This window comes from Sulfitobacter sp. SK025 (assembly GCF_003352105.1).
Lineage (GTDB): Bacteria > Pseudomonadota > Alphaproteobacteria > Rhodobacterales > Rhodobacteraceae > Sulfitobacter > Sulfitobacter pontiacus.
This window is the reverse complement of sequence record NZ_CP025808.1, coordinates 810,979-835,762: the sequence shown is the minus strand read 5'-3', so window position 1 is coordinate 835,762 and position 24,784 is coordinate 810,979. Positions and strand designations below refer to the sequence as shown.

Annotated in this window: 24 protein-coding genes; 14 read left to right on the top strand and 10 right to left on the bottom strand. The window is 61.1% G+C overall.

Annotated elements, in window-relative coordinates; all coding sequences use genetic code 11:
- Positions 1-11: 11 nt before the first annotated feature.
- The 6 genes from sdhA to C1J04_RS19420 all read right to left on the bottom strand — a co-directional run bounded on the left by sdhA (position 12) and on the right by C1J04_RS19420 (position 5,520).
- Positions 12-1,817: a succinate dehydrogenase flavoprotein subunit gene (gene sdhA / locus C1J04_RS03960; RefSeq protein WP_005851527.1), complete on the bottom strand. Its 1,806-nt coding sequence runs from the start codon at positions 1,815-1,817 to the stop codon at positions 12-14.
- Between the two features lie 31 nt (positions 1,818-1,848).
- Positions 1,849-2,220 carry a succinate dehydrogenase, hydrophobic membrane anchor protein gene (gene sdhD, locus C1J04_RS03955; RefSeq protein ID WP_009826051.1) on the bottom strand — a complete coding sequence of 124 codons (372 nt, stop codon included), beginning with the start codon at positions 2,218-2,220 and terminating at the stop codon, positions 1,849-1,851.
- Between the two features lie 11 nt (positions 2,221-2,231).
- Entirely contained in the window at positions 2,232-2,615 is a 384-nt protein-coding gene (gene sdhC, locus C1J04_RS03950; RefSeq protein WP_009826050.1) for a succinate dehydrogenase, cytochrome b556 subunit, read from the bottom strand.
- Positions 2,616-3,049: 434 nt separating this feature from the next.
- Positions 3,050-4,012 carry a malate dehydrogenase gene (gene mdh / locus C1J04_RS03945; RefSeq protein WP_009826049.1) on the bottom strand — a complete coding sequence of 321 codons (963 nt, stop codon included), beginning with the start codon at positions 4,010-4,012 and terminating at the stop codon, positions 3,050-3,052.
- Between the two features lie 188 nt (positions 4,013-4,200).
- The gene (locus C1J04_RS03940; RefSeq protein ID WP_009826048.1) at positions 4,201-5,223 is read right to left on the bottom strand and encodes a PRC-barrel domain-containing protein; all 1,023 of its coding nucleotides are present in this window, start codon (positions 5,221-5,223) and stop codon (positions 4,201-4,203) included.
- Between the two features lie 120 nt (positions 5,224-5,343).
- Positions 5,344-5,520 (bottom strand): hypothetical protein, encoded by a 177-nt coding sequence (locus C1J04_RS19420; RefSeq protein ID WP_009826047.1) that lies wholly within the window; start codon positions 5,518-5,520, stop codon positions 5,344-5,346.
- A gap of 174 nt (positions 5,521-5,694) precedes the next feature.
- Between C1J04_RS19420 and C1J04_RS03935 the strand changes: the two genes are divergently transcribed.
- The 13 genes from C1J04_RS03935 to lpdA all read left to right on the top strand — a co-directional run bounded on the left by C1J04_RS03935 (position 5,695) and on the right by lpdA (position 18,607).
- Positions 5,695-6,552 carry an HpcH/HpaI aldolase/citrate lyase family protein gene (locus C1J04_RS03935; protein WP_009826046.1) on the top strand — a complete coding sequence of 286 codons (858 nt, stop codon included), beginning with the start codon at positions 5,695-5,697 and terminating at the stop codon, positions 6,550-6,552.
- Positions 6,553-6,557: 5 nt separating this feature from the next.
- Positions 6,558-7,115 carry an NnrU family protein gene (locus tag C1J04_RS03930; protein ID WP_009826045.1) on the top strand — a complete coding sequence of 186 codons (558 nt, stop codon included), beginning with the start codon at positions 6,558-6,560 and terminating at the stop codon, positions 7,113-7,115.
- 18 nt (positions 7,116-7,133) lie between these two features.
- The gene (locus C1J04_RS03925) at positions 7,134-7,337 is read left to right on the top strand and encodes a DUF1737 domain-containing protein (protein WP_009826044.1); all 204 of its coding nucleotides are present in this window, start codon (positions 7,134-7,136) and stop codon (positions 7,335-7,337) included.
- On the top strand, positions 7,337-8,374 hold the full coding sequence (locus tag C1J04_RS03920) for a MaoC family dehydratase (protein WP_009826043.1): 1,038 nt from the start codon (positions 7,337-7,339) through the stop codon (positions 8,372-8,374). The genes C1J04_RS03925 and C1J04_RS03920 overlap by 1 nt, the downstream gene beginning before the upstream one ends.
- A 281-nt stretch (positions 8,375-8,655) precedes the next feature.
- Entirely contained in the window at positions 8,656-9,849 is a 1,194-nt protein-coding gene (gene sucC / locus C1J04_RS03915) for an ADP-forming succinate--CoA ligase subunit beta (RefSeq protein WP_009826041.1), read from the top strand.
- A 91-nt stretch (positions 9,850-9,940) separates the two neighbouring features.
- Complete coding sequence (locus tag C1J04_RS03910; RefSeq protein WP_009826040.1) at positions 9,941-10,402, top strand: hypothetical protein; 462 nt, start codon at positions 9,941-9,943, stop codon at positions 10,400-10,402.
- Positions 10,399-10,743: a hypothetical protein gene (locus tag C1J04_RS03905; protein ID WP_009826039.1), complete on the top strand. Its 345-nt coding sequence runs from the start codon at positions 10,399-10,401 to the stop codon at positions 10,741-10,743. Before C1J04_RS03910 ends, C1J04_RS03905 begins: the two co-directional genes overlap by 4 nt.
- A 43-nt stretch (positions 10,744-10,786) precedes the next feature.
- Positions 10,787-11,674, top strand: coding sequence for a succinate--CoA ligase subunit alpha (gene sucD / locus C1J04_RS03900; RefSeq protein WP_009826038.1), 888 nt, complete (start codon positions 10,787-10,789; stop codon positions 11,672-11,674).
- Between the two features lie 76 nt (positions 11,675-11,750).
- Positions 11,751-14,714: a 2-oxoglutarate dehydrogenase E1 component gene (locus C1J04_RS03895; protein ID WP_009826037.1), complete on the top strand. Its 2,964-nt coding sequence runs from the start codon at positions 11,751-11,753 to the stop codon at positions 14,712-14,714.
- Positions 14,715-14,716: 2 nt separating this feature from the next.
- Positions 14,717-16,246 (top strand): 2-oxoglutarate dehydrogenase complex dihydrolipoyllysine-residue succinyltransferase, encoded by a 1,530-nt coding sequence (gene odhB / locus C1J04_RS03890; RefSeq protein WP_114865247.1) that lies wholly within the window; start codon positions 14,717-14,719, stop codon positions 16,244-16,246.
- Positions 16,247-16,276: 30 nt separating this feature from the next.
- Positions 16,277-16,663 (top strand): MAPEG family protein, encoded by a 387-nt coding sequence (locus C1J04_RS03885; protein ID WP_005851501.1) that lies wholly within the window; start codon positions 16,277-16,279, stop codon positions 16,661-16,663.
- A gap of 12 nt (positions 16,664-16,675) precedes the next feature.
- The gene (locus C1J04_RS03880) at positions 16,676-17,071 is read left to right on the top strand and encodes an MAPEG family protein (RefSeq protein ID WP_005851499.1); all 396 of its coding nucleotides are present in this window, start codon (positions 16,676-16,678) and stop codon (positions 17,069-17,071) included.
- Positions 17,072-17,218: 147 nt separating this feature from the next.
- Positions 17,219-18,607, top strand: a complete 1,389-nt coding sequence (gene lpdA / locus C1J04_RS03875; protein ID WP_009826035.1) for a dihydrolipoyl dehydrogenase — start codon at positions 17,219-17,221, stop codon at positions 18,605-18,607.
- Between the two features lie 110 nt (positions 18,608-18,717).
- Here the strand turns inward: lpdA and C1J04_RS03870 are convergent, their stop codons facing one another.
- The 3 genes from C1J04_RS03870 to C1J04_RS03860 are packed head-to-tail and all read right to left on the bottom strand — an operon-like array spanning position 18,718 to position 21,028.
- On the bottom strand, positions 18,718-19,449 hold the full coding sequence (locus C1J04_RS03870; RefSeq protein WP_009826034.1) for a lysophospholipid acyltransferase family protein: 732 nt from the start codon (positions 19,447-19,449) through the stop codon (positions 18,718-18,720).
- Positions 19,449-20,354, bottom strand: coding sequence for a cell division protein FtsX (locus C1J04_RS03865; RefSeq protein WP_009826033.1), 906 nt, complete (start codon positions 20,352-20,354; stop codon positions 19,449-19,451). Before C1J04_RS03865 ends, C1J04_RS03870 begins: the two co-directional genes overlap by 1 nt.
- A complete protein-coding gene (locus C1J04_RS03860; RefSeq protein WP_037954577.1) occupies positions 20,351-21,028 on the bottom strand; it encodes a cell division ATP-binding protein FtsE in 678 nt (225 codons plus the stop codon). Before C1J04_RS03860 ends, C1J04_RS03865 begins: the two co-directional genes overlap by 4 nt.
- A 165-nt stretch (positions 21,029-21,193) precedes the next feature.
- On the opposite strand from C1J04_RS03860, the gene C1J04_RS03855 reads away from it, so the two are divergent.
- Positions 21,194-22,102, top strand: coding sequence for a zinc-ribbon domain-containing protein (locus C1J04_RS03855; RefSeq protein ID WP_009826031.1), 909 nt, complete (start codon positions 21,194-21,196; stop codon positions 22,100-22,102).
- A 52-nt stretch (positions 22,103-22,154) separates the two neighbouring features.
- Here the strand turns inward: C1J04_RS03855 and C1J04_RS03850 are convergent, their stop codons facing one another.
- Positions 22,155-24,746 carry a TIGR02302 family protein gene (locus C1J04_RS03850; RefSeq protein WP_009826030.1) on the bottom strand — a complete coding sequence of 864 codons (2,592 nt, stop codon included), beginning with the start codon at positions 24,744-24,746 and terminating at the stop codon, positions 22,155-22,157.
- Between the last annotated feature and the right edge of the window lie 38 nt (positions 24,747-24,784).

Genomic DNA, 24,784 nt, shown 5'->3' with positions numbered 1-24,784 from the left:
AGGGTTTCAGATCAATACACCCGTGCTTTGGGTGCGATCTTTTTCATGTCGATCCCGCCTTCGGATTCCTCGGTCAGCGGATCAAGGTGCACACCACGGTAGCTGAGCGTTGCCGCGTTCCCGTCGAAATACGCGAGGCTGTGCTTGCGCCAGTTCTCGTCGTCGCGATCAGGGTAGTCTTCGTGGGCATGCGCCCCGCGGCTTTCCTTGCGGGCAGCAGCGGCGGTGATGGTGGCCACGGCGTTCGGCATCAGGTTGGTCAGCTCAAGCGTTTCCATCAGGTCAGAGTTCCAGACCAGCGATGTGTCGGTCACGTGCAGATCAGCGATCTTGCCGGCGACCTCGTCCATCTTGACCTTGCCTTCGTTCAGCGTCTTGTCGGTACGGAAAACCGCAGCATCGGCCTGCATGGTTTTCTGCATCTCAAGGCGCAGCTCGGCGGTCGGGATCTGGCCCTTGGCATAGCGCAGGCTGTCGAAGCGTTCAAAGGCGGCATCGACCGATTTCTGGTTCGGCGTTGGCACGGGGGCCTCTGCGTCGACGACCTCTTTCGCGCGGATCGCGGCGGCACGGCCAAAGACCACAAGATCGATGAGAGAGTTCGAACCCAAGCGGTTCGCCCCGTGTACCGAGGCACAGCCCGCTTCGCCAACGGCCATCAGGCCCGGTGCCACGCGGTCCGGCGCGTCTTCGGTCGGTGCCAGTACTTCGCCCCAATAGTTGGTGGGGATGCCGCCCATGTTGTAGTGTACGGTCGGCAGAACCGGGATCGGTTCCTTGGTCAGGTCCACACCGGCAAAGATGCGCGCGGATTCAGAGATCCCGGGCAGACGCAGATCAAGCGTTTCCTTGGGCAGGTGGTTCAGGTGCAGGTGGATGTGGTCCTTGTTCTCGCCCACGCCGCGGCCTTCGCGGATTTCCATCGTCATACAGCGCGAAACAACGTCACGGCTGGCAAGGTCTTTGTAGGTGGGGGCATACCGCTCCATAAAGCGTTCGCCTTCGGAGTTGGTCAGATACCCGCCTTCGCCACGCGCGCCTTCGGTGATCAGACAGCCCGCGCCATAGATGCCGGTGGGGTGGAATTGCACGAATTCCATATCCTGCAGGGGCAGGCCCGCACGCGCCGCCATACCGCCGCCGTCGCCGGTGCAGGTATGCGCCGATGTCGCCGAGAAATAGGCACGGCCATAGCCACCTGTCGCCAGAACAACCATCTTGGCGCTGAACAGATGCATGGTACCGTCGTCCAGCTTCCAGCACAGCACGCCTTGGCAGACGCCATCATCCGACATGATCAGATCAATGGCGAAATACTCGATGTAGAATTCAGCGTTATGCTTCAGTGACTGACCATAAAGCGTGTGCAGGATCGCGTGGCCGGTCCGGTCGGCGGCGGCACAGGTCCGCTGCACGGGGGGGCCTTCGCCGAATTCGGTGGTGTGGCCGCCGAAGGGACGCTGGTAGATCTTGCCCGCTTCGGTCCGCGAGAAAGGCACACCGTAGTGTTCAAGCTCGTAGACCGCTTTGGGGGCTTCGCGTGCGAGATATTCCATCGCGTCTGTATCACCCAGCCAGTCAGAGCCCTTGACCGTGTCATACATATGCCACTGCCAGTTATCGGGGCCCATGTTGGACAGCGACGCCGCGATACCGCCCTGCGCCGCAACCGTGTGCGAACGGGTCGGGAAAACTTTGGTCACGCAGGCTGTTTTCAGCCCTTGCTCTGCCATGCCAAGTGTCGCACGCAGGCCAGCGCCGCCAGCCCCCACGACAACGACATCATATTCATGCGTTTCATATTCATATGCAGCCATGTCTCGGTCTCCGGTATAGCGTAGGCGTGTGTTAAAGCGCGATGCGGGCGATGGCGAAAACGCCAACCGCGGCCGCACCATAGCTGAGGCAGGTCATCAGGATGATCGCAACTTTCTGCGACAGCCCGTGGACGTAATCCTCGATCAGCACTTGGACACCGTCGTTAAAATGTTTGAAGCCAACGATCAGCGTCAGGGCGGCGACGATCGCGGGGAAAGGCCTGCTGTAGTAGGCGATGATCTCTTCGTAGGTGCCCCCAAGGGCGGACCCGAAGGTAAAGACGAAAAGCGGGATCAGGATCAGCAGCGCAACAGAGCTGACTTTCATCGCCCAGAAATGTGCGGTGCCCGATTTAGCCGAGCCCAAGCCCATAGCGCGTTTGCGGTCTGTCAAATAAGCCATGTGTCTATCCCTCAGATGATCAGCGCGGTGATGATGGTCAAAATGACGGAACCGATCAGCGCGGCCCAGCCCAGCTTTTCAGCCGTTGGGATATCCAGCGCATAGCCGTTGTCCCAGATCAGGTGCCGGATACCGGCGAGCGTGTGATACCACAGCCCCAGCAGCGACAGGAACATGACCAGATCACCGAACCAGCTGGTGATGAAACCGTTCGCGATATCAAAATACTCCGCCGACGTTGCCGCCGCGAGGAACCACCAGACGATCAGCAGGGCGGCAACCAGCATCGCGTTGCCGGTGATGCGCGTCAGGATCGACGTCATGGAGGTCAGTTGCGGGCGATAGATCGTCAGGTGGGGTGACAGCGGGCGATTGCCCCGGTTCACATCTGCCATGATGGATTCCTTTTCTCGTCAGGTTGCGGTCATAGATAACGGTATTTTTGGGACTGTCACGTCCAGAGGCGTGAATTTGAAGCGGTTTATTGGCGCAGTTGCCCAAACCCTTCGGTTAGCGCCGGACATTTCGGAAGTTTGTGATCACTAATTTTCCAGCTGTGATCACAAGCACTAAAGCCAACCAAATTCATCGGGCTTTTCGGCGACCGTTTGGGCGAAAACTCAGCCCCAAGCGCCCGTTTGCGCGCCGCATGATGCGCATGTCCTCAAATTGCGACGCGGCAGATTTGGCTACCTGCGGAAACTGATCTGAGCGGGGGGAGAGAGCGGCCTTGGCATCATCCCGCGGGATCGTCCAATAGCAAAGTGCAGGCGCAGCGGGCGGGGTTTATCGTGATCTCGACCACGTCCGCCCGCTGCACCTTGGGGTATTACTTCAGCGATTCATCGATGCCTTTGCACGCATCGACCAAGCCTTTAACGGCGTTCACAGAGTTGTCGAACATGGACTGTTCGTCCTTGTTCATCGCAATCTCGACCACACGTTCGACGCCACCAGCACCGATCACAGTAGGCACGCCGACGTAGAAGCCGTCCAGACCATAGGCACCGTCAACATAGGCGGCGCATGGCAGAACGCGTTTTTGGTCTTTCAGATAGGCTTCGGCCATTTCGATTGCCGATGTCGCAGGCGCGTAGAACGCCGAACCGGTTTTCAGCAGGCCAACGATTTCGGCACCGCCATCACGGGTCCGCTGAACGATCGCGTCCAGCTTTTCCTGTGTGGTCCAGCCCATTTTCACCAGATCAGGCAATGGGATACCCGCAACGGTGGAATATCGCGTCAGGGGCACCATTGTATCGCCGTGGCCGCCCAGAACGAAGGCAGTGACGTCTTTCATGGAGACGTTAAATTCAGTCGCGAGGAAGTGACGGAAGCGTGCCGAATCAAGCACACCGGCCATGCCGCAAACCTTGTGGTGGGGCAGACCGGAGAATTCGCGCAGCGCCCAAACCATCGCGTCCAGCGGGTTGGTGATGCAGATAACGAATGCGTCTGGCGCGTGGGCAGCAATGCCTTCGCCAACCGATTTCATGACCTTCAGGTTGATTCCCAGCAGGTCATCACGGCTCATGCCGGGCTTACGCGCAACACCGGCGGTCACGATGCAAACGTCTGCGCCAGCGATTTCAGAGTAGTCGTTCGCGCCGGTCATGGTCGCGTCGAATTTGGCGGATGGGCCCGATTCTGCGATATCGAGGGCCTTACCCTGCGGGATACCTTCGGCGATGTCGAACAGGACAACGTCGCCCAGTTCCTTGATTGCTGCGAGATGGGCAAGCGTGCCCCCGATTTGCCCTGCGCCGATAAGCGCGATCTTGGGTCTGGCCATGTGGTATACTCCGACAGGGTTACATTTCGCTTCGGGATACCGAAATGAAGCGCACCGTGCAAGTTGCGCTTGGTCTGGCATCACGTCACATCGCGCAGAGCCATAAAAAACGGGACCGTTCCTTTCGAAACGATCCCGTCTTGGTCAGCTTTTCAGCAAGTATTGCCGGATTTGACTTAGCGTTAAGCTTAGCCTTGGTATTCGGGCTGTGCTTTCAGCGCTTCTTTGCTGCTGTCGATGTAGATGCGGAAGTCGTCGCCTTCAGCGTTCTTCATGATCTGCAGTTCGTCCCAGGTGACAGCAACGGGCTTTTCGCCAATGCCCAAGAAACCACCGACGTTGATCACAACTTGGCCAACTTCGCCGTTGTCACCCATAACGAGGGCACCGATTTCACCGACGGTCTCATCGTTGGCACCGTAAACATAGGACCCTTCAAGGTCTTCTGCGGTCAGCGCGTTCCGGTCCTCGACTGTGGCGTTGGTATAGCCTTCACGCTCAACCGCTGGGGCTGTCAGCATGGGGCGTTCCATGTCTTGTTCAAGTTCGTTTGCCCCGTCGGCCATTTCGGTGGTCGCTTTATCAACCGCCTGCTCAGTTTCAGCGGCTGCTTCTTTGGCTTCCATTTCAGCTTCGTTTGCCAGTGCTTCGGCATCCGCTTCCATTTCGGTCTCTGTGTCGACCTCGGCTTCGGCGTTCATGTCGGTCGCTGCCATGTCTGTGTCGGCCTTCATGTCGGCGTTGGCGTCCATGTCTGCTTCGGCTTCCATGTCAGCTTCGTCGTCCATACGTTCGAACGCTGGGGCTTTTTCAAGCATCTCTTTGCTTGTGTTCACCACGAGGAAACGGTCGTCGCTGTCACCTTCTTCGGTCACGATGCGAATCTCGTCCATGTTCACGCTTACATCGCGCTCACCCATGCCGAGGAAGCCGCCAATGCCAAGGATAACGGCCTTAACGTTGCCTTCGGAATCCAGCAGGACGTCGTTGATTTCGCCGATGTCGTCCCACTCCTTTTCGCCGTCAGCGGCGATGGTGGAGTTCGCTTCAACTTCTGTCTCGGAATTGTAGATACGCATGCCGATCAGGTCGGACGCGAAGAAGTCAGTTTCTTGCGCTGTCACGGTACCAAAACCAGCTGCATGTGCATCTGCAAATGCGGGACCAGTCAAGCTCAGGATGATTGCGGTTGTGCCAAGAATACGTTTCATTGTTGATACTCCTTTAGAAGTTCCGGGTGATAATCACTCGGTTGTGATATCAACGATGATGTGGCGATTGCGTTCCGGCGATCCGCATCTTTTTTCGCCGCTTTTATAATCTATGACATATCAAATGGGGCCCACCTCCTTAGTTTGTTGATCCTGCGGCGGGTGCGAAATTTTCGCGGAAATCTTGTGGCATCCGTCACAACCTGCGGTTCGCGTTCCCGCAGCGACATCCTGCGTCAGCGCCACCGCCGCCGCCGCGGCAGTTGCCAGCCCGATCAGGTTAAACAGTTTTACCATTCTACACCTCTTACACTTACACACGCACCAAGACGCCTTTCCTTCTGGCAGCAAAACCTGAAGGCCGCGTTAAAGCCGCAAATTATCTGACGCTGCGCTGCGGCGCGTTTGCGCTTGAAGTTTTCGTCTAAAAATGCAGACCTGCACGCAACATTATTTCTTGGAGAGTCGCAAATGTCGAAAATCACCCGCCCCCTGCGTTCCGTTCTGTATATCCCCGGCTCCAAGGACCGCGCGTTAGACAAAGCCCGCGGGCTGCCGGCCGATGCGATTATCTTTGACCTCGAAGACGCTGTGATCCCGGAAGAGAAAACCGCTGCACGTGAAACACTCGCCAAGGCGCTGAAAGACGGCGGCTATGGCAGCCGGTATAAGGTGATCCGCATCAACGGGCTGGACACCGAATGGGGTGCCGACGATGCCCGCGCCGCGGCGAAGATGGACTGCGACGCCATTTTGCTGCCCAAAGTCGGCAGCCCCGCCGATCTGGATGCACTGGCCGAGATCACGGGCGACATCCCGCTTTGGGCGATGATGGAAACCCCGGGTGCGATGCTGAATGCCGCCGCGATTGGCGCGCATTCCAAGCTGCAATGTATGGTGATGGGCACCAACGACCTGAATAAAGACCTGCAAACCCGCGTGCGCGCCGACCGCCTGCCCCTGATGACCGGGCTTGGCCTATGCGTGCTGGCAGCCAAGGCCAACGGCATCGCGATTGTCGACGGCGTTTACAATGCGTTCAAGGACGACGAAGGCCACCGCGTTGAATGTGATCAGGGCCGCGACATGGGCTTTGACGGCAAGACCTTGATCCACCCCGCGCAGCTGGACGTCGCGAACGAGGCATTCTCCCCCTCCGAGGCCGAAGCCGATCTGGCGCGCCGCCAGATCGAGGCGTTTGACGAAATGCAGGCGACAGGTCAGGGTGTGGCCGTTGTGGACGGGCGCATCGTTGAAAACCTGCATGTCGCCACCGCACGCGAAACATTGGCAAAGCTGGACGCGATCGCGGCCCTGCAAACGGAGTAAACCTGATGATGGCACTTTTGATCCTTGGTCTGATCTTATGGGTCGGTGCCCATTATTTCCGTCGCTTCATGCCGGACCAGCGCGCGGCTATGGGCCGACGGGGCAAAGGCATCATCGCCGTCGCCATCGTGGCGGCGCTGGTCATGATCATTATCGGATACCGCGGGGCCGAGTTTATCCCCGTCTGGACGCCCCCGCCCTTCCTGACGCATCTGAACAACCTGCTGATGGTGCTGGCATTCTGGGTCTACGGGTCCAGCGCGGCCAAAGGGGCCAAGGCCTGGCCCGCCTATAAAACCCGCCACCCGCAGCTGATGGCCGTCAAAATCTGGGCGGTCGCGCATTTGCTGGTGAACGGGGATCTCGCCTCTATCCTGCTGTTTGGATCCATGCTGGCATGGGCGGTCGGTTCCGTGATCCTGATCAACCGCGCGGAACCCAACTGGACACCCCCTGCCCCCGCGGGCAAGGCCACCTATATCCGCCTTGCGGTGATCACGCTGGTGATGCTGGTCGTTGTAACCGCGATCCATACCCTGCTTGGCGTCTCTCCCTTTTCCTGAGTTACTGAAAGAACCCCCATGAAACTCTATCGTTTCCTGTCCGAAGAGGACACTTCCGCCTTTTGCCACAAGGTCACCGACGCGCTGAACAAGGGGTGGGAGCTTTACGGCACGCCCACGCAGACATGGGATGCCAAGGCAAATGTCATGCGCTGCGGTCAGGCCGTGACCAAGGAGGTCGAAGGCACCTATACGCCCGACACCAAACTGGGGGCGCATTGATGGCACAGGCAAAGACCAACAAGGGCCGTTTCTTCGAGGACTATAAAATAGGCGAGACGTTGCATCATGCTGTGCCCCGCACGGTCAAGGATGGTGAACGCGCGCTGTACCACGCGCTGTATCCCGCACGTCATGCGCTCTATTCCTCCGATCAATTCGCGCAAAGCTGCGGCCTGCCTGCCAGCCCGCTGGACGATATGATTACCTTTCACATCGTGTTCGGGAAAACCGTGCCGGATGTATCGCTGAACGCGGTCGCCAATCTTGGCTATGCGCAGGGGCGCTGGCTGGCACCGGTCTGGCCTGGCGATACCCTGCGATCTGAATCCGAGGTGATCGGGCTCAAGCAGAACTCGAACGGGAAAACCGGAGTCGTCTATGTACGCACCACCGGCTTTAACCAGAACGACACGAAAGTTCTGGAGTATGTCCGCTGGGTGATGGTGCGCAAACGCGATGTCGACGCCCCTGCCCCCGAAACTGTCGTGCCCGATCTGCCCAAGGCGCTGACGGTTGACGATCTGACGATTCCCGAAACGCTCGACTTCAGCAATTACGACTTTACCCTCGCGGGCGAGGCGCATCGCTGGGGCGATTATACCGTGGGTGAGATGATCGACCACGTGGATGGCGTCACCGTCGAAGAGGCGGAGCATATGATGGCCACCCGCCTGTGGCAGAACACGGCGAAAGTGCACTTTGACACCTCTGCCCGTCCCGATGGGTCGCGGCTGATCTATGGCGGTCACGTGATCTCTATGGCGCGGGCGCTGTCGTTCAACGGACTGGCCAATGCGCAGATGATCGTGGGGCTAAACGGCGGGGCGCATGCGAACCCCTGCCTGTCCGGCGACACAATCCGCGCCTGGACCGAGGTTCTGGACAAAGCCGATACCGACAAACCCGGCGTCGGCGCATTGCGCTTGCGCTTGGTCGCGACCAAAGGCGGAGAGCCGTTCAAGCTGAAGGGCGAAGACGGTAAATACCTGCCCGATGTCCTGCTCGACCTCGATTACTGGGCACTGATTCCCAAGTAAGACGCCCCCTTGACGACGGCCGACCGGTCGCAAAACAAACAACTATATGTCGCGTTCGGCCCTTAAAACGTGGGGTTTCCGAGCGCGGCAGCCGCTGCGTCGGCAACATTCCGCAGATTTTCCACCGTTAGCGCTATTTTGTGATCACACGCGAAATTCGTGTGATCACAAATGTCGCTTTTATCTGGAAAACCCTGTATTTCTCCGAAAAACTGTTTACCGAGTATCAAGACTCAATCGTATACCGCGATTAGACTGGAACAAAGACGGGACCGTTTTTTATGAACATCCACGAATATCAGGCAAAAGCCCTTTTGCGTAGCTACGGCGCGCCAGTATCCGACGGCCGGGTCGTGCTGAAAGCTGAAGAAGCGAAAACAGCCGCAGGCGAGATGGACGGACCTCTTTGGGTCGTCAAGGCACAGATCCACGCAGGTGGCCGCGGCAAGGGTTCTTTCAAAGAAGCCGACGCTGGCGACAAAGGCGGTGTACGCCTGACCAAATCGGTTGAAGAAGCCGCCGAAGAAGCCAAGAAAATGCTGGGCCGCACCTTGGTCACGCACCAGACCGGCCCCGCGGGCAAACAGGTCAACCGCATCTACATCGAAGACGGTTCGGGCATCGAAACCGAATTGTACCTCGCGCTGCTGGTGGATCGCCAGACCTCGCGCATCGGGTTCGTCTGCTCCACCGAGGGCGGCATGGACATCGAAGAAGTGGCCGAGTCCACACCCGAGAAAATCATCAGCTTCTCTGTAGACCCCGCCGCGGGCTTCCAGCCCTACCACGGCCGCCGCGTTGCTTTCGCCCTGGGGCTGGAAGGCAAGCAGGTCAAACAATGTGTGACCCTGATGGGCCAGCTGTTCAAAGCCTTCGTCGAAAAAGACATGGAAATGCTGGAAATCAACCCGCTGATCGTCACCGACGGCGGCGACCTGAAAGTGCTGGACGCCAAAGTCAGCTTTGACGGCAACGCGATGTACCGCCACGGCGATATTGCCGATCTGCGCGACACCACCGAAGAAGACCCCAAAGAGCTCGAGGCGTCCAAGTACGACCTGAACTACATCGCTCTGGACGGTGAAATCGGCTGCATGGTGAACGGTGCCGGTCTGGCGATGGCCACAATGGACATCATCAAGCTTTACGGTGCCGAGCCTGCGAACTTCCTTGATGTTGGTGGTGGTGCCACCAAGGAGAAAGTGACCGAAGCGTTCAAGATCATCACCTCCGACCCGCAGGTCAAAGGTATTCTGGTCAACATATTCGGCGGCATTATGCGCTGTGACGTCATCGCCGAAGGCGTGGTTGCAGCCGTGAAGGAAGTCGGCCTGCAGGTTCCGCTGGTCGTCCGTCTGGAAGGCACAAATGTTGAAGAAGGCAAAGCCATCATCAACAACTCCGGCCTGGACGTGATCGCAGCGGACGACCTGAAAGATGGCGCGCAAAAGATCGTGAAAGCGGTCAAAGGCTAAAACTGGCTGGAAAGCTTGGATGATGCATCGTCTCGCCTTTTGTTTTTCCATTGCCGCGCTGGCTGTCCCTTTCGGGGCGGCCAGTAACGCTATGGCACAGACAACGCGCGGAGCCGACATCGCCCAGGCCTTTGCAGACCATTGTTTCAGCCCGCGTCTGACCGCACGGACAGCGCAGGCACAGCTTGGCAGCACAGGGGCACGGGTCGATTTCTATGATCTGCGTCCCTTTACCTCGGCACCACAGTCTCCGGTGACGGGCGCGGCAGCAACGGCGGGCACGGACCGCCGCTGCGAAGTGTCCTTTGACGGGGCGGCACCGCAGGTTGCGCAACAGGGGATCGCCACCGGATTGGCACAGGAAAACCTGACCGATCTGGTAGATGTCCCCGCAGGGTTCCCCATCACGACGGGGGCCACCTATCGCGCCGCCGTCATGCTGAACCCCAACCGCATGGCTGTGGTACAATCGGGGGTACGCGACGGGGCGCAGGGGGTTGAAACCTTTGCCCGCGTCGAACGCCTGATCCCGCTGAACGAGGCAAGCCAATGACCGCGTCCGCGCAAAACACCGTCACCGGTGGCAAGGCTATCGTCTTCGGGATGACCGTTCTGGTCTTCGCAATGATGGCTGTCGTCGCACAGCTGCCCATGCCGATGCAGGATTCCCTGCTGGCCGAAGGCGGCCCGTTCGAGACACTGTCGGTCGTTGGCTATGGCCTGTGCATCCTGCTGGCGATCATCGCAACCGGTTTGATCCCGTTGCGCCGCGAGACATGGGGCTTCATCCGTGGGGTCGCCAAAGGCGCGGCACCGCTGATGTTCGCTGTTGCAATCTATCTGACATACCGACTGCCGCGCCTTGCGGCGGCCGCACCTTCCACCGCGCCCTGAGACCGGCGCCACCTGAATTGAACTTGAGAAGAAAGCACATAACATGGCCGTACTCGTAAACGAAAACACCAAAGTGATCTGCCAGGGCCTCACCGGCTCGCAGGGCACGTTCCACACCGAACAGGCCATCGCCTATGGCACCAAAATGGTCGGCGGTGTAACTCCCGGCAAAGGCGGCCAGACGCATCTTGACCTGCCCGTGTTCAACTCTGTCCACGAAGCCCGTCACGTCACCGAAGCCAACGCCACGGTCATCTACGTGCCGCCCCCCTTCGCCGCGGATTCCATCCTCGAGGCGATCGACGCCGAGATGGAGCTGATCATCTGCATCACCGAAGGCATCCCGGTTCTGGACATGATGCGCGTCAAGCGCGCGCTCGAAGGGTCCAAATCCCGCCTGATCGGGCCAAACTGCCCCGGCGTGATCACGCCTGACGCCTGCAAAATCGGCATCATGCCCGGCCACATCCACAAGCGCGGCACCTGCGGGGTTGTCTCGCGCTCGGGCACGCTTACGTACGAAGCTGTGAAACAGACATCCGATCTTGGCCTCGGCCAATCCTCTGCGGTTGGTATCGGCGGCGACCCCATCAAAGGGTCCGAGCATATCGATATCCTCGAGATGTTCCTGGCCGATCCAGAAACACAGTCGATCATCATGATTGGTGAAATCGGCGGTTCTGCCGAAGAAGAAGCGGCACAATTCCTGGCCGACGAGAAGAAAAAAGGCCGTTGGAAGCCCACAGCCGGTTTCATCGCGGGCCGCACAGCCCCTCCCGGCCGTCGTATGGGCCACGCCGGTGCGATCGTCGCAGGCGGCAAAGGTGACGCGGAATCCAAGATCGCAGCTATGAAAGAAGCAGGCATCGTTGTTGCGGATAGCCCCGCAACGCTGGGTGAAGCTGTTCAGGAAGCTATCAACAAAGGCTAACGCCAGATGGTGGGGCCTGACTTTTCAGGCCCCGCCGCTCTTACTTAAACGTCGCGCTCTCATCAGAGGTATCGCCATGACAGACCAACCCAAAAACGACCAGTTCCACGATACCTCCTTTCTCGAGGGGCAGAACGGCGAATACCTAGAGGCAATGTATGCCCGCTATGCCAGCGATCCCAATGCGGTTGATGGCGCATGGCAGGCGTTCTTCGAAGCGATGGACGATGACCACGCCGATGTTCAGGCAGAGGCCGCAGGCCCGTCCTGGGCGCGCAGCGATTGGCCCCCCGTCCCGCAGGACGATCTGACCTCGGCATTGACCGGCCAGTGGCCCGTCCCGACCGAAGCGAAAGCCGCCGGTCAGAAGATTACCGAAAAAGCCTCCTCCAAGGGGATCGAACTGTCTGACGCGCAGGTACAACGTGCCGTGCTCGACAGTATCCGCGCGTTGATGCTGATCCGCGCCTACCGTATCCGTGGCCACCTTGCCGCCGATCTTGACCCGCTTGGCATGCGCGACAGCGACACCCAACCCGAACTGGACCCGGCCGCCTATGGGTTCGGGCCCAAGGACATGGATCGCCCGATCTTTATCGACAATGTGCTTGGCCTTGAGATCGCGACGATGAAACAGATCGTCGATATCGTCAAAAGCACCTACTGCGGCACCTTCGCGCTGCAATATATGCACATCTCTGATCCCGAACAGGCCGCGTGGCTGAAAGAGCGGATCGAGGGCTACGGCAAGGAAATCCAGTTCACCCGCAATGGCCGCAAAGCCATCCTGAACAAGCTGGTAGAGGCCGAAGGCTTCGAGAAATTCCTGCACGTCAAATACATGGGCACCAAGCGGTTCGGCCTTGATGGGGGCGAAAGCCTGATCCCCGCGATGGAACAGATCATCAAACGCGGCGGTCAGCTGGGCATTCAGGACATCGTGATCGGCATGCCGCACCGTGGCCGTCTGTCGGTGCTGGCAAATGTCATGCAGAAACCCTACCGCGCGATCTTCAACGAGTTTCAGGGCGGCAGCTTTAAACCCGATGATGTCGACGGCTCCGGCGATGTGAAATACCACCTCGGCGCGTCCTCCGACCGCGAATTCGACGGCAACACCGTCCACCTGTCCCTGACCGCCAACCCGTCCCACCTTGAAGCGGTGAACCCCGTTGTTCTGGGCAAGGTCCGCGCCAAGCAGGACCAGCTGAACGACAAGGAACGCACATCCGTGATGCCGATCCTGCTGCACGGGGATGCGGCCTTTGCCGGTCAGGGCGTCGTGGCCGAATGTTTCGCCCTCTCGGGCCTGCGCGGGCACCGTACCGGCGGGACCATGCATATCGTGGTGAACAACCAGATCGGTTTCACCACAGCGCCGCACTTCAGCCGCTCCAGCCCCTATCCGACCGATAACGCGCTGGTCGTCGAGGCTCCGATCTTCCACGTCAACGGCGACGACCCCGAAGCGGTCGTGCACGCGGCCCGCGTGGCGACGGAATTCCGTCAGAAGTTCAAGAAAGACGTGGTCATCGATCTGATCTGCTACCGCCGCTTTGGTCACAACGAAGGCGACGAGCCGATGTTCACCAACCCGGTGATGTACAAGAAGATCAAAAAGCAAAAGACCACGCTGACGCTCTATACCGAACGGCTGGTGAAAGACGGCCTGATCCCCGAGGGCGAGATCGAGGATATGAAAGCCGCCTTCCAGGAAAAGATGAACACCGAATTCGAGGCCGGCAAAGAATACCGCCCCAACAAGGCCGATTGGCTGGATGGCAAGTGGTCGCACCTCGATAAGGCCAAGGAAAAGAAATACCAGCGTGGCAAGACAGCCATCGCCGCCGAAACCATGGCGGATGTTGGCAAGGCGCTGACCGCCGCACCCGACGGCTTTCCGCTGCATAAAACCGTGGCGCGTCTGCTGGACGCCAAGGCAGAGATGTTCAAATCCGGCAAAGGCTTCGACTGGGCCACAGCCGAGGCGCTGGCCTTTGGCTCGCTTCTGACCGAAGGCTACAAGGTCCGTCTGTCCGGTCAGGACTCCGCCCGCGGCACCTTCTCGCAGCGTCATTCGGCCCTGATCAACCAGGAAAACGAAGACCGCTACTACCCGCTGAACCACATCCGCGAAGGTCAGGCAGAATACGAAGTCATCGACTCCATGCTGTCGGAATACGCGGTTCTGGGCTTTGAATACGGCTACTCGCTGGCGGAACCCAACGCGCTGACCCTGTGGGAAGCGCAGTTCGGCGACTTTGCCAACGGCGCGCAGATCATGTTCGACCAGTTCATTTCCTCGGGCGAAAGCAAATGGCTGCGCATGTCCGGCCTCGTCTGCCTGATGCCCCATGGCTATGAAGGGCAAGGGCCCGAACACTCCTCCGCGCGTCTGGAACGCTTCCTGACCATGTGCGGTGGCGACAACTGGATCGTGGCGAACTGCACCACACCCGCGAACTACTTCCACCTGCTGCGCCGCCAGCTGCACCGCAGCTACCGCAAGCCGCTGATGCTGATGACGCCGAAGTCCCTGCTGCGCCACAAGCTGGCCGTCAGCAAGGCCGAGGAATTCACCACCGGCTCTTCCTTCCACCGCGTCCTGTGGGACGATGCTGAACAGGGCAACTCGGACACCACATTGGCGGCGGACGACAAGATCAAGCGCGTCGTCATGTGTTCGGGCAAGGTCTATTACGACCTGCTGGAAGAACGCGACGCCCGTGGCATCGACGACATCTACCTGCTGCGTTTCGAACAATTCTACCCGTTCCCCGCGCAATCCGCTGTGAAAGAGCTGGAACGCTTTAAGAATGCGGAAATGGTATGGTGTCAGGAAGAGCCCAAGAACCAAGGGGCATGGTCCTTCATCGAACCCAATATCGAATGGGTTCTGGGCCGTATCGACGCCACCCACACCCGTCCGACCTATGTCGGTCGCGCCACCTCGGCCTCGCCTGCGACCGGCCTTGCCTCCCAACACAAAGCACAACAAGCAGCCCTCGTTGACGAAGCGCTGACCATCGAAGGAAAATAACCATGACTAGCGAAGTACGCGTCCCTACCTTGGGTGAATCCGTAACCGAAGCGACCGTGGCAACATGGTTCAAAAAGCCCGGCGATAGCGTCGCAGTCGACGAAATGCTCTGCGAGTTGGAAACCGATAAGGTCACCGTCGAAGTGCCCTCCCCCGTGGCGGGCACTCTGGCCGATATCGTCGCCGACGAAGGCGAAACCGTCGGCGTTGACGCGCTGCTGGCCAATATCTCCGAAGGCGATGCGGCCCCGGCGAAATCCGAAGCCCCCAAGGCGGTCGATGTCGGTGCCGAAGACGTGAAACCCCGCGACGCTGCGGATGATGTCGACGTCATGGTCCCCACCTTGGGCGAATCCGTGTCCGAGGCGACCGTCAGCACGTGGTTCAAGAACGTCGGTGACCACGTCGAAGCCGATGAAATGCTGTGCGAGTTGGAAACCGACAAGGTCAGCGTCGAAGTGCCCGCGCCGACATCGGGCACGCTGACCCAGATCATCGCCGAAGAAAGCAGCACGGTCGAGGCCAACGGCAAGCTCGCCGTGATCAGCCAGGGCGAAGGCGGCAGCGCAAGCAAACCCGCCGATGATACCGCTGAACCCAAAGCGGGCGGTCAGGTCCCTGCCCCCGGCAACGCGCCCTCGGGCGATGTCGAAGACGCGCCTTCCGCCAAGAAAGCCATGGCCGAAGCCGGCATCAGCCGCGATCAGGTCACCGGCACAGGCCGCGACGGACGTGTAATGAAGGAAGACGTGGCCAAGGCCGTTGCCGCTGGCAAGAACGCGGCAAAACCTGCCGCCGCCGCGCCACGCGCCCCATCGGCCCCCCAGGACGCCGCCCGCGAGGAACGCGTCAAGATGACCCGTCTGCGCCAGACCATCGCGAAACGTCTGAAAGACAGCCAGAACACCGCCGCCATGCTGACGACCTATAACGAGGTCGACATGACAGAGATCATGGCCCTGCGGAACGAATACAAAGACCTGTTCCTGAAAAAGCACGGCGTTAAACTCGGCTTCATGTCCTTCTTCACCAAGGCCTGTATCCACGCCCTGAACGAAGTGCCCGAAGTGAATGCCGAAATCGACGGCACCGATGTGGTCTACAAGAACTACGTCAACATGGGCATCGCGGCCGGCACCCCCACCGGTCTGGTCGTGCCCGTGGTCAAGGACGCGCAAGCGATGTCCTTTGCCGACATCGAAAAGGAAATCGGTGAACTGGGGGCCAAGGCCCGCGACGGCAAACTCTCCATGGCGGAAATGCAGGGCGGCACTTTCACTATCTCTAACGGTGGTGTCTATGGCTCGCTGATGTCCTCGCCGATCCTGAACCCGCCACAATCGGGTATCCTCGGGATGCACAAGATCCAGGACCGCCCCATGGCGATCAATGGTCAGGTCGTGATCCGTCCGATGATGTATCTGGCGCTCAGCTATGACCACCGCATCGTGGACGGCAAAGGGGCCGTGACCTTCCTCGTCCGCGTGAAAGAAGCGCTCGAAGACCCACGCCGTCTGTTGATGGACCTGTAACCCACCACACCCACCGCCCGGAAAGGACAAATGATGACAGAGACCACGATCCTCGCCGCCTATGGCCTGCTCGTTATGCTGACAATCTTGCTTCAGGTTCTGGGCGGTGCACAACAACTCAGCCTGGGCTATCTGCTCTCGTCGCGCGACGAAGACCGGTCGATGACCGGCATGACGGCCCGGCTGAAACGCGCATTGGACAACTCCATCGTGGCAATGGCGCTCTTTGCCCCGGCGGTGCTGATCCTCGAAATGCTGGACCGCACCAATGCCACGTCCCTGCTGGCCGCGCAGGTCTTCCTCATCGCGCGGATCATCTATCTGCCGGTCTATGCGCTTGGCGTGCCCGCGATCCGGACTCTCGCATGGCTGGCGGGCTTTGCCGCCACCGCCATTCTCTATTTCCTCGCGCTATAGCGGACCGCCAAGATGACACCCGAACTCACCGTTCTGACCCTCGCGGCGCTGCTCCAGGTCGTGACCTTTGTCGCCTATGCGATCCCTGCCAACCGCGAGGTCGGCCCCGGCTACACCATGTCCGCGCGCGACCGAGAGCCGTCGAAATCGCTCTCTGACAGGACCGCCCGTCTGGGCCGCGCCTTCAACAATATGTTCGAAGCGCTGGCGCTTTTCGCCGTCGCCGTCGTGGTGCTGCAAATGTCCGGTCAGAACACGACCTACACCGCCATTCTCGCATGGATCTTCCTCGCGGCCCGCGTCGCCTATGTGCCCGCCTATGCGCTTGGCCTGCGTCCCGGACGCTCGCTGATCTGGGCCGTGGGCCTTGGTGCGACGGTGCTGATGCTGCTGGCCGCGCTGTTTTGATCTTCCAAATGGCATAGATCCCGGGGGCGTGCGCTTGCGCACGGGGGCAGCGCCCCCTAGCCTTCACCGCAACACGCCCCGCCCCTGCATGCCTGAACGCCACACTTTCTACTCTACCCCAATTCCCGACCACCAAGGAGACCTTCCATGTCCAGCTACGATGTCATCATCATCGGCTCCGGCCCCGGCGGCTATGTATCCGCCATCCGCTGCGCCCAACTGGGCCTCAAAACCGCCTGTGTCGAGGGCCGCGAGACGTTGGGCGGCACCTGCCTGAACGTCGGCTGTATCCCGTCCAAGGCGCTGCTGCATGCCACGCATATGCTGCACGAAGCCGAACACAACTTCGCCGATATGGGCCTCAAGGGCAAAAGCCCTTCGGTCGATTGGGCGCAGATGCAGACCTACAAACAGAACACGATCGACACCAACACCAAGGGGATCGAGTTCCTGTTCAAGAAGAACAAGATCGACTGGATCAAAGGCTGGGCCACCATCCCCGAAGCCGGCAAGGTCAAGGTCGGTGACGAGGTCCACGAGGCCAAGAACATCATCATCGCCACAGGGTCCGAACCCTCCGCCCTTCCCGGTGTCGAGGTTGACGAAAAGGTCGTCGTCACCTCTACCGGCGCGCTGTCGCTGAACAAGATCCCGAAAAAGCTGGTCGTGATCGGCGCAGGCGTGATCGGGCTCGAGCTTGGGTCCGTCTACGCGCGTCTCGGGACCGAAGTGACCGTCGTTGAATACCTTGACGCGATCACCCCCGGCATGGATGGCGAAGTCCAGAAGAACTTCATGCGTATCCTGAAAAAGCAGGGCGTCAACTTTGTCATGGGCGCCGCCGTACAAGGCACCGAAGCCTCCAAGACCAAAGCCAAGGTGACCTACAAGCTGCGCAAGGATGACAGCGAACACACGCTGGACGCCGACGTTGTACTGGTATCGACAGGCCGCAAGCCGTTCCACGACGGTCTGGGCCTTGAAGGTCTGGGGGTCGAATTGACCAAACGCGGCCAGATCGCGGTAAGCGACACCTGGGAAACCTCGGTCAAGGGCATCTACGCCATCGGCGACGTTATCGAAGGCCCAATGCTGGCGCATAAGGCCGAAGATGAAGGCATGGCCGCGGCAGAGGTCGTGGCAGGCAAGCATGGCCACGTGAACTATGGCGTGATCCCCGGCGTGATCTACACCCACCCCGAGGTTGCCAATGTCGGTGCCACCGAAGAGCAACTGAAAGAAGCAGGCCGCGCCTATAAGGTCGGCAAATTCAGCTTTATGGGCAACGCCCGTGCCAAGGCCGTCTTTGCGGGCGAAGGCTTCGTCAAGCTGATCGCCGACAAGGAAACAGACCGCATCCTCGGCGCGCATATCATCGGCCCCGGTGCCGGCGATCTGATCCACGAGGTCTGCGTTGCGATGGAATTCGGTGCCTCTGCCGAGGATCTGGCGATGACCTGCCACGCGCACCCGACCTACTCCGAAGCGGTCCGCGAAGCCGCGCTGGCCTGTGGCGACGGCCCGATCCACATGTAAGGCAGCCGCCTGCATCGAAACGACAAAGGGTGGACCGCTTGGCCCACCCTTTTTTGTGTTCTAACCGTCGTGCTCTATCCGTCGCGCGCGCCGATCGGTATGGGCAGCGACTATTTCGGTTGAGGGGCTTTGAACCCCGCCTCGGCCAAGAGCGCGTCCGACCGTGTCTCGACCGTTTCTTCAAGCCGTTTCATGAAGGCGGCCCGCTCCAACCCCGGCGCGATGGGGGTCAGGAACTCGACCACTGCCACACCCGGACGCCGGTACAGCCCGCGCCGTGGCCAGAAGTAACCCGCGTTGGTGGCGACGGGGACGCAGGGCTGGTTCATCTGCTCGTAAAGTGCGGCAGTGCCTGCCTTATAGGGTACAGACAGGCCGGGCGCGACGCGTGTGCCCTGCGAATAGATGACAAGCTGACCCGGTTCGGCCTCGCCCGCTTTGACATCGGCCAGCATCTTGGAAATCGCCGCGCCCCGTTTGCCACGGTTCACCGCGACCATCTGCATGCGCTTGGCATATTGCCCGATCACCGGCGTCATCAAAATCTCGCGTTTCATGATAAATTTCGCGCGCGGCAGAATGTGAAAGATCATCAGGATATCAAGGAAGGACTGGTGTTTGGCGGCGACCAACACGGCCCCGTCCGGCACGTCGCCCCGCACCTCGCACCGCAACCCGACGATGACCTTCGCCATCCACATGGTCCCCGCCGCATAGGCCTTGCACGCCGCATAGGCCCCCCGCCGCGAGAACATCGCCCAAGGCGCGTAAAACAGCCCCAGAAGCGGCATATAGACCGTGGCCAGCACGATGAAGGTCAAGGATCGTATCCACTGCAACATTATGCGAGTTCCTTTAATGTACGGCGCGCGGCCGCCCCTGTGGCCGCAAAGGCGACACCACCGGACAGAAACGGGATCACCAGCGGCACAACCCAGTGCCAGCCCTGAAAGCCCAAGCCCGTCAGAAAGCCCCCCGCGTCAGCGGTGCTTGGCAACAGCAGTATCGCCAGCAGCCCGACCCCCGTGCCCGCCGCAGCGCCGGTCAGCGCGCGCAGGGTGAAACGCCGGATAAAGGCCTGCGCGATATAGCTGTCGGTCGCGCCCACCAGACGCAAAACGGCAATGACCTGAGCGTTGGCCGACAGCGCCGCATTGGCGGCAAGTGTCACCATCGCGGCCAGCGTCGCGATGATCAGGATCATGGAGACCCAGCCCAGAAGCTTCAGCCGCGACGCGGCCTTGACCAGCGGCGCGCGCCAGCGTCTGTGATTGTCCAGAACCGCCCCTGGCACCTCTGCCGCGAGGCGCAGGCGCAGGCCATCGGCATCCATGCCGTCGTCCTCTTCGATGATCTCGATCAGGCGGGGCACCGGCAGGGCGTCAATGGCCAGTTCCGGACCGAACCATGGGGCCAGCAGAGATTGCTGCTCTTCATCCGTGAGGGCGCGGGCTGTGGCGACCCCTTTGGTCGTCTCGAGGATGCGCAAGGCGGCCTCGGTCTGAGCGCTGCGCTGGTCGATGGGGGCCACAACACGGATCGTCGCGGTGCGTGCCAACTCTTGCCCCCAGATATTCGCCAACCGTCCCGACGCCAGCGACAGCGCCAGCGCAAAGACCGCCAGAAACGCCATCGTTCCCGCGGCAAACAGGGTCAACTGGGCGGTAAACCCCGACGGCGGCACCACACGGTCCGCCTGACGGTCGCCGTTCCACAGCGCGGTCAGCGCAATGCGCAGCATCTTCATAGATCCGCCCCCGCCAACTGGATGCGCCGGTTGGCGATACGCAAGACACGCGCCTGCACCTGCGCCTTGGTGGCACGGATCAGCCCCAGATCGTGGGTCGCGATCAACACGGTCTTGCCCATGCGGTTCAGCTCTACCAGCAGGCGAAGCAGGCGCTGCGACATTTCCCAGTCGACGTTGCCGGTGGGTTCATCCGCAAGCACCACATCTGGCGACATGATCACCGCACGGGCCAGCGCCGCACGCTGGCGCTCACCGCCCGACAGCTCTGGCGGCAGGGCATCGGCGCGGCTGCTCAGCCCGACCCACGACAGCAGCTCTTGCAGGTCATCGCCGCCGGTTTCCGCATGGCGGCCCGACACGGTCAGCGGCAAACCGATGTTTTCCGCAACCGGCAAATGGTTCAGGAATTGGCAATCCTGGTGCACCACGCCCACACGTCGCCGGATCATCGCGATGTCATCGCGGTCCATGGCACGCACGTCCTTGCCAAACAACGACACATGCCCCGCCGTGGGCAGCAGCGCGCCATAGCAGAGCTTCATCAACGTGGTCTTGCCAGAGCCGGATGGACCCGTCAGAAAATGGAACGATCCCGGCGCCAGCTTGACCGAGATATCGGACAAAAGCTCGCCCCCGCCATAGCTGTAGGCCACGTTTTCAAACTCGATCACACGCATATCCCGCTTGGTTTGAACTGTTGTGCCCCAGCACCGCTTGGGTTTCAATGCACCCCGGCGCAGCCATTGCATGAAGATTGCACTTTTCCTACGGTTTTCTAGGACATAAGGTTGATCTGACGTGAAAACGAAGAGGTTTCCAATGGTTCGGGGCGCAACATGAGACTGATCTGTCCCAATTGCGATGCGCAGTACGAGGTCCCGGACGAGGTGATGCCCTCTTCCGGTCGCGATGTGCAATGTTCGAACTGTGGCCAGACCTGGTTCCAGCACCACCCCGATTTCCCCCCTCTCGATGAAGAGGACGACAGCAGGATCAGCACGGTTTCCGCCGCTCTGTCCGGGCACGATGATGCGGAGAATGGCGTCGCGCCCGAACGCGATGTAGATGCGCCCGCCCCAGCGAGCCCGCCCGAGCCCGACGCAGACGCAGCGGAAGACCCCGACGCGGGCGAACCCGCGCATCCTGCCCCGCCACCGCGCAAACAGCTTGACCCTTCGGTCGCCGATATTCTCCGGCAAGAGGCCGAGGCGGAACAAGAAGCCCGCCGTCGCCGTCAGGCTCAGACCCTTGAAAGCCAGCCTGATCTGGGGCTTGAAGAAGCAGACCAACCCAGCGAAAGCGACCGCGCGCAGCAGGCCAAGGCCCGCATGTCGCGTCTGCGCGGCGAAGAGCAGCACAGCGTTGCGGAGACCACAGCCGCCGCGGCGGCTGTTGCATCGCGCCGCGAATTGCTGCCCGATATCGAAGAGATCAATTCAACCCTGCGCACCGGATCAGAACGGCGCGTGATCCCGAACACGGGCGCAGACGCCGGGCGCGATACCCATGCGGACCCGAAACAGCGTAGCGGGTTCAGCCGCGGGTTCGTGCTGATTGTCGCGCTCGCCTCTGTGCTGGTGCTGCTATACGTCTTTTCGCCGCAAATCTCGGAGGCGGTTCCCGCGCTGCGCCCCTATCTTGCGCTTTACGTCGCGCAGGTGGACAGCGCGCGCCAATGGCTGGACGGGATGTTGCAATCAACGTTGCAATGGCTGGATGCACGGGCGTCGCAGTCGGGCAGCTAAAACGGATCGGGCCCGTCCTTTTGGCGGCCCTGTCCTTGGGTCATCAATCCTATCAGAAGCGGTCCAGCAGACGGCGCAGGTAGTCGCGTTCGACCTCTGGCCGCGTCGCCTCGCCCGAGCGGCGGCGGATCTCGTCCAGCAGTTCACGCGCGCGGCCATAGGCGTCATTGTCCAGCGCCAGATCACCCTCTGACCCCTGCGCGCCATTCGCCCCCTGTTCGCGCCCTAAAGGGTCCGTGTTCTCGGCACGGCGGTTGCCCTGCGCGGTGCCTTGTCCGGGCTCGGACGCCTGCTGATCCTGTTCCATCGCCTCGCCCAAGGCGCGCATCCCCTCGCGCAGCGCTTCCATCGCCTGCGACTGGTTATCGATCGCTTCGGCCAGATCGTCGCGGCGCAAAGCCTCTTCGGCACCGTCCATCGCGCGGCCGGCACGGTCCAGCGCATCGCGCGCGGCGTCACCTTCGGGGGTGCCGCCACCGGGCAGACGCCCTTCCTGACGGCGCAGCTCATCGCGCAGCGCTTGCTGACGGTCAGCGATCGATCCCTGTCCCTGCCCCGGTTCGCCCTGGCCATTGTTCTGGCCAGGCTGCTGCCCCGGTTGGCCGGGCTGGTTGCCCTCCTGTTGCGGGCCGGGCTGCTGGCCCTGGTCCTGCCCCTGTTGCTGGCCGTCATCGGCATTGGGGTTGAACCTGTCCTGCAAATCGCGGAACGCCTGATCGCTTAGCTCTTGCTGCTCACGCAGGCTATCGGCCAGCCCCTCCATCGCCTGTTCACCCTCGGATTGCCCACCTTCGCCCGGCTGGCCTTGGGTAACGCGCATGTTCTCCATCATCTCTTGCAGCTCGCGCAGCGCCTGTTCCGCCTCGGCCATGCGGCCCTGCTCCATCAGTTCCTGAATCCGGTCCATCATGCGTTGCAGGTCGTCCTGCGTCATCTGCATGGTCTCGCCCTGCTGGCCTTGCTGCTGGTCGCCGTTCTCACCTTCTTGCGCCTGCTGGCGTTGCAACTGACGCATATAGTCGTCGGTGGCGCGGCGCAGCTCTTCCATCAGCTCTGCGATCTCGGCGTCCGAGGCGCCGTTCTTCATCGCCTCTTGCAAACGCTCCTGTGCGCGGCGCATCCGGTCCAGCGCATCGGCCAGCACGCCTTCCTCCAGCTCAATCGCCAAGTCCCACAGATCATCCGCGATGTCGGTCTGCACCTCGTCGGACAAACCATAGCGGGCGCGAATTTCGATCCGTTCAATCAGCCGCCGCAAGCGCAGCGCCGCCGTGTCAGAGCGGAACACATCCTCCGGACGATAGGACACCGCCCGCAAGACCTGCGCGAGGGTGTCGGCGTTGCCCTTAGCCCACAGCAGATCGCGCCGCTGTTCAATAACGGCCGCCGCCAGCGGATCGAAAAAGCGTCGTCCCGGCAGGGTCATCTGCGTCGGCGGGGTGGTCGCCTGTTGTTCCGACGCATCCAGCACGCTCAACGTGACGGTGACCGGCAGGTTGGCCCAAGGATGTTTGGAAAAATCGTCGATCAGGTTCTCTTCGAAATCGCGGCGGTCCCCGGCAATGGGCAGCGACAGCGGCACGATCACCTCGGCCCGCGGGTCAGGGTCAATCGCCAGCCCATAGCGGCGGTCCACAGCGGCCAGATCCAGATCGATCCGCGCTTCGCCCGCTTCAACGCCATAGTCGTCCCGCGCCACAAAGGGCAGTTGCATCTCGCCAAGGGCGGTCACCTCGGGCGGGCCTGCAATCTCGACCTGCGGTTTGGCATCAGGCAGCATCGTCACGTCCCACGTCCGCCCGTTCGGCCCGTCGATGGCGATCTGTCCGCTTTGGCTGACCTTGAAATCCTGCACGATGGCGGGGGTGTCCCCCTCTGGCTGAGACTGGCCCGAGACGGTCTCGGTCACCGACAGCGCCCCCACTTCGCCATACATGCGCAGCGTGATCAGCGTGCCCGCAGGCAGGTACAACGGCCCTTCGGCAAGATCGGACAAATACAGCGTCGGCTTGCCGGTATAGCGCGGCGGCTCGGCCCAGCCTTCCCAGACCGGCCCCGAAGCCAACGCCCCCCCGCCCGCCGTCAGCCCCGCAACCGACCCGATGCGCAGCACCGACCCAAAGACCAGCGCCGTAACGAAAGCCAGCAGCGCGACATAGCGCAGGGCAAAGGGATCACGGCGCGCGATGCGCAAGTCCGCAGGCACCGCCTGCGCAGCGGCGGCACGGGCGGCCATGCGGCGCTGATGCGCCTGCCACACCGCAGCAGAGGCATCATCCCCCGTGCCGATCGCTTGCACATCCATCAGCGCCTGAATGGGGCGTCCGGGCAGGCTGGCGTCAAGGCGGGTCAGCGCCTCTATCCGGCGGGGGATGCGTAAATGGCGCAGCGCATAGACCAGCGCCCCGACAGCTGCCAGCGTCACCGCAACGACAGCGCCCGTCACGACGGACATCGGCACGGTATCGTGCAGCCCCAGCATCAGCACCGCCAGAACAGCCAGCACCAAGGCAATCAGCGGCCAGAACGCCTGCACCAACACCTCGGCCCAGATACCGGCCCAGGTCAGACGCAGGGGCCAACGGATCGACTTGAGACCCTGCTCGGGCGAGTGGTCGTCATCCTTGGCGGTGAAAAGCGTCATGCGGGCCCTGCTTTCAAAAGCCGGACACGCAAGACGCG

What these genes read in the sequence shown, in the direction of transcription:
- C1J04_RS03940 (WP_009826048.1), bottom strand. Translation starts at nt 5,223, where the DNA reads ATGAAACGTATTCTTGGCACAACCGCAATCATCCTGAGCTTGACTGGT.
- C1J04_RS03920 (WP_009826043.1), top strand. Translation starts at nt 7,337, where the DNA reads ATGGCACAGGCAAAGACCAACAAGGGCCGTTTCTTCGAGGACTATAAA.
- sdhA (WP_005851527.1), bottom strand. Translation starts at nt 1,817, where the DNA reads ATGGCTGCATATGAATATGAAACGCATGAATATGATGTCGTTGTCGTG.
- lpdA (WP_009826035.1), top strand. Translation starts at nt 17,219, where the DNA reads ATGTCCAGCTACGATGTCATCATCATCGGCTCCGGCCCCGGCGGCTAT.
- odhB (WP_114865247.1), top strand. Translation starts at nt 14,717, where the DNA reads ATGACTAGCGAAGTACGCGTCCCTACCTTGGGTGAATCCGTAACCGAA.
- mdh (WP_009826049.1), bottom strand. Translation starts at nt 4,012, where the DNA reads ATGGCCAGACCCAAGATCGCGCTTATCGGCGCAGGGCAAATCGGGGGC.
- sdhD (WP_009826051.1), bottom strand. Translation starts at nt 2,220, where the DNA reads ATGGCTTATTTGACAGACCGCAAACGCGCTATGGGCTTGGGCTCGGCT.
- C1J04_RS03880 (WP_005851499.1), top strand. Translation starts at nt 16,676, where the DNA reads ATGACACCCGAACTCACCGTTCTGACCCTCGCGGCGCTGCTCCAGGTC.
- sucC (WP_009826041.1), top strand. Translation starts at nt 8,656, where the DNA reads ATGAACATCCACGAATATCAGGCAAAAGCCCTTTTGCGTAGCTACGGC.
- C1J04_RS03850 (WP_009826030.1), bottom strand. Translation starts at nt 24,746, where the DNA reads ATGACGCTTTTCACCGCCAAGGATGACGACCACTCGCCCGAGCAGGGT.
- sucD (WP_009826038.1), top strand. Translation starts at nt 10,787, where the DNA reads ATGGCCGTACTCGTAAACGAAAACACCAAAGTGATCTGCCAGGGCCTC.
- C1J04_RS03855 (WP_009826031.1), top strand. Translation starts at nt 21,194, where the DNA reads ATGAGACTGATCTGTCCCAATTGCGATGCGCAGTACGAGGTCCCGGAC.
- C1J04_RS03895 (WP_009826037.1), top strand. Translation starts at nt 11,751, where the DNA reads ATGACAGACCAACCCAAAAACGACCAGTTCCACGATACCTCCTTTCTC.
- C1J04_RS03905 (WP_009826039.1), top strand. Translation starts at nt 10,399, where the DNA reads ATGACCGCGTCCGCGCAAAACACCGTCACCGGTGGCAAGGCTATCGTC.
- C1J04_RS03885 (WP_005851501.1), top strand. Translation starts at nt 16,277, where the DNA reads ATGATGACAGAGACCACGATCCTCGCCGCCTATGGCCTGCTCGTTATG.
- C1J04_RS03935 (WP_009826046.1), top strand. Translation starts at nt 5,695, where the DNA reads ATGTCGAAAATCACCCGCCCCCTGCGTTCCGTTCTGTATATCCCCGGC.
- C1J04_RS19420 (WP_009826047.1), bottom strand. Translation starts at nt 5,520, where the DNA reads ATGGTAAAACTGTTTAACCTGATCGGGCTGGCAACTGCCGCGGCGGCG.
- C1J04_RS03910 (WP_009826040.1), top strand. Translation starts at nt 9,941, where the DNA reads ATGGCACAGACAACGCGCGGAGCCGACATCGCCCAGGCCTTTGCAGAC.
- sdhC (WP_009826050.1), bottom strand. Translation starts at nt 2,615, where the DNA reads ATGGCAGATGTGAACCGGGGCAATCGCCCGCTGTCACCCCACCTGACG.
- C1J04_RS03865 (WP_009826033.1), bottom strand. Translation starts at nt 20,354, where the DNA reads ATGAAGATGCTGCGCATTGCGCTGACCGCGCTGTGGAACGGCGACCGT.
- C1J04_RS03930 (WP_009826045.1), top strand. Translation starts at nt 6,558, where the DNA reads ATGATGGCACTTTTGATCCTTGGTCTGATCTTATGGGTCGGTGCCCAT.
- C1J04_RS03925 (WP_009826044.1), top strand. Translation starts at nt 7,134, where the DNA reads ATGAAACTCTATCGTTTCCTGTCCGAAGAGGACACTTCCGCCTTTTGC.
- C1J04_RS03870 (WP_009826034.1), bottom strand. Translation starts at nt 19,449, where the DNA reads ATGTTGCAGTGGATACGATCCTTGACCTTCATCGTGCTGGCCACGGTC.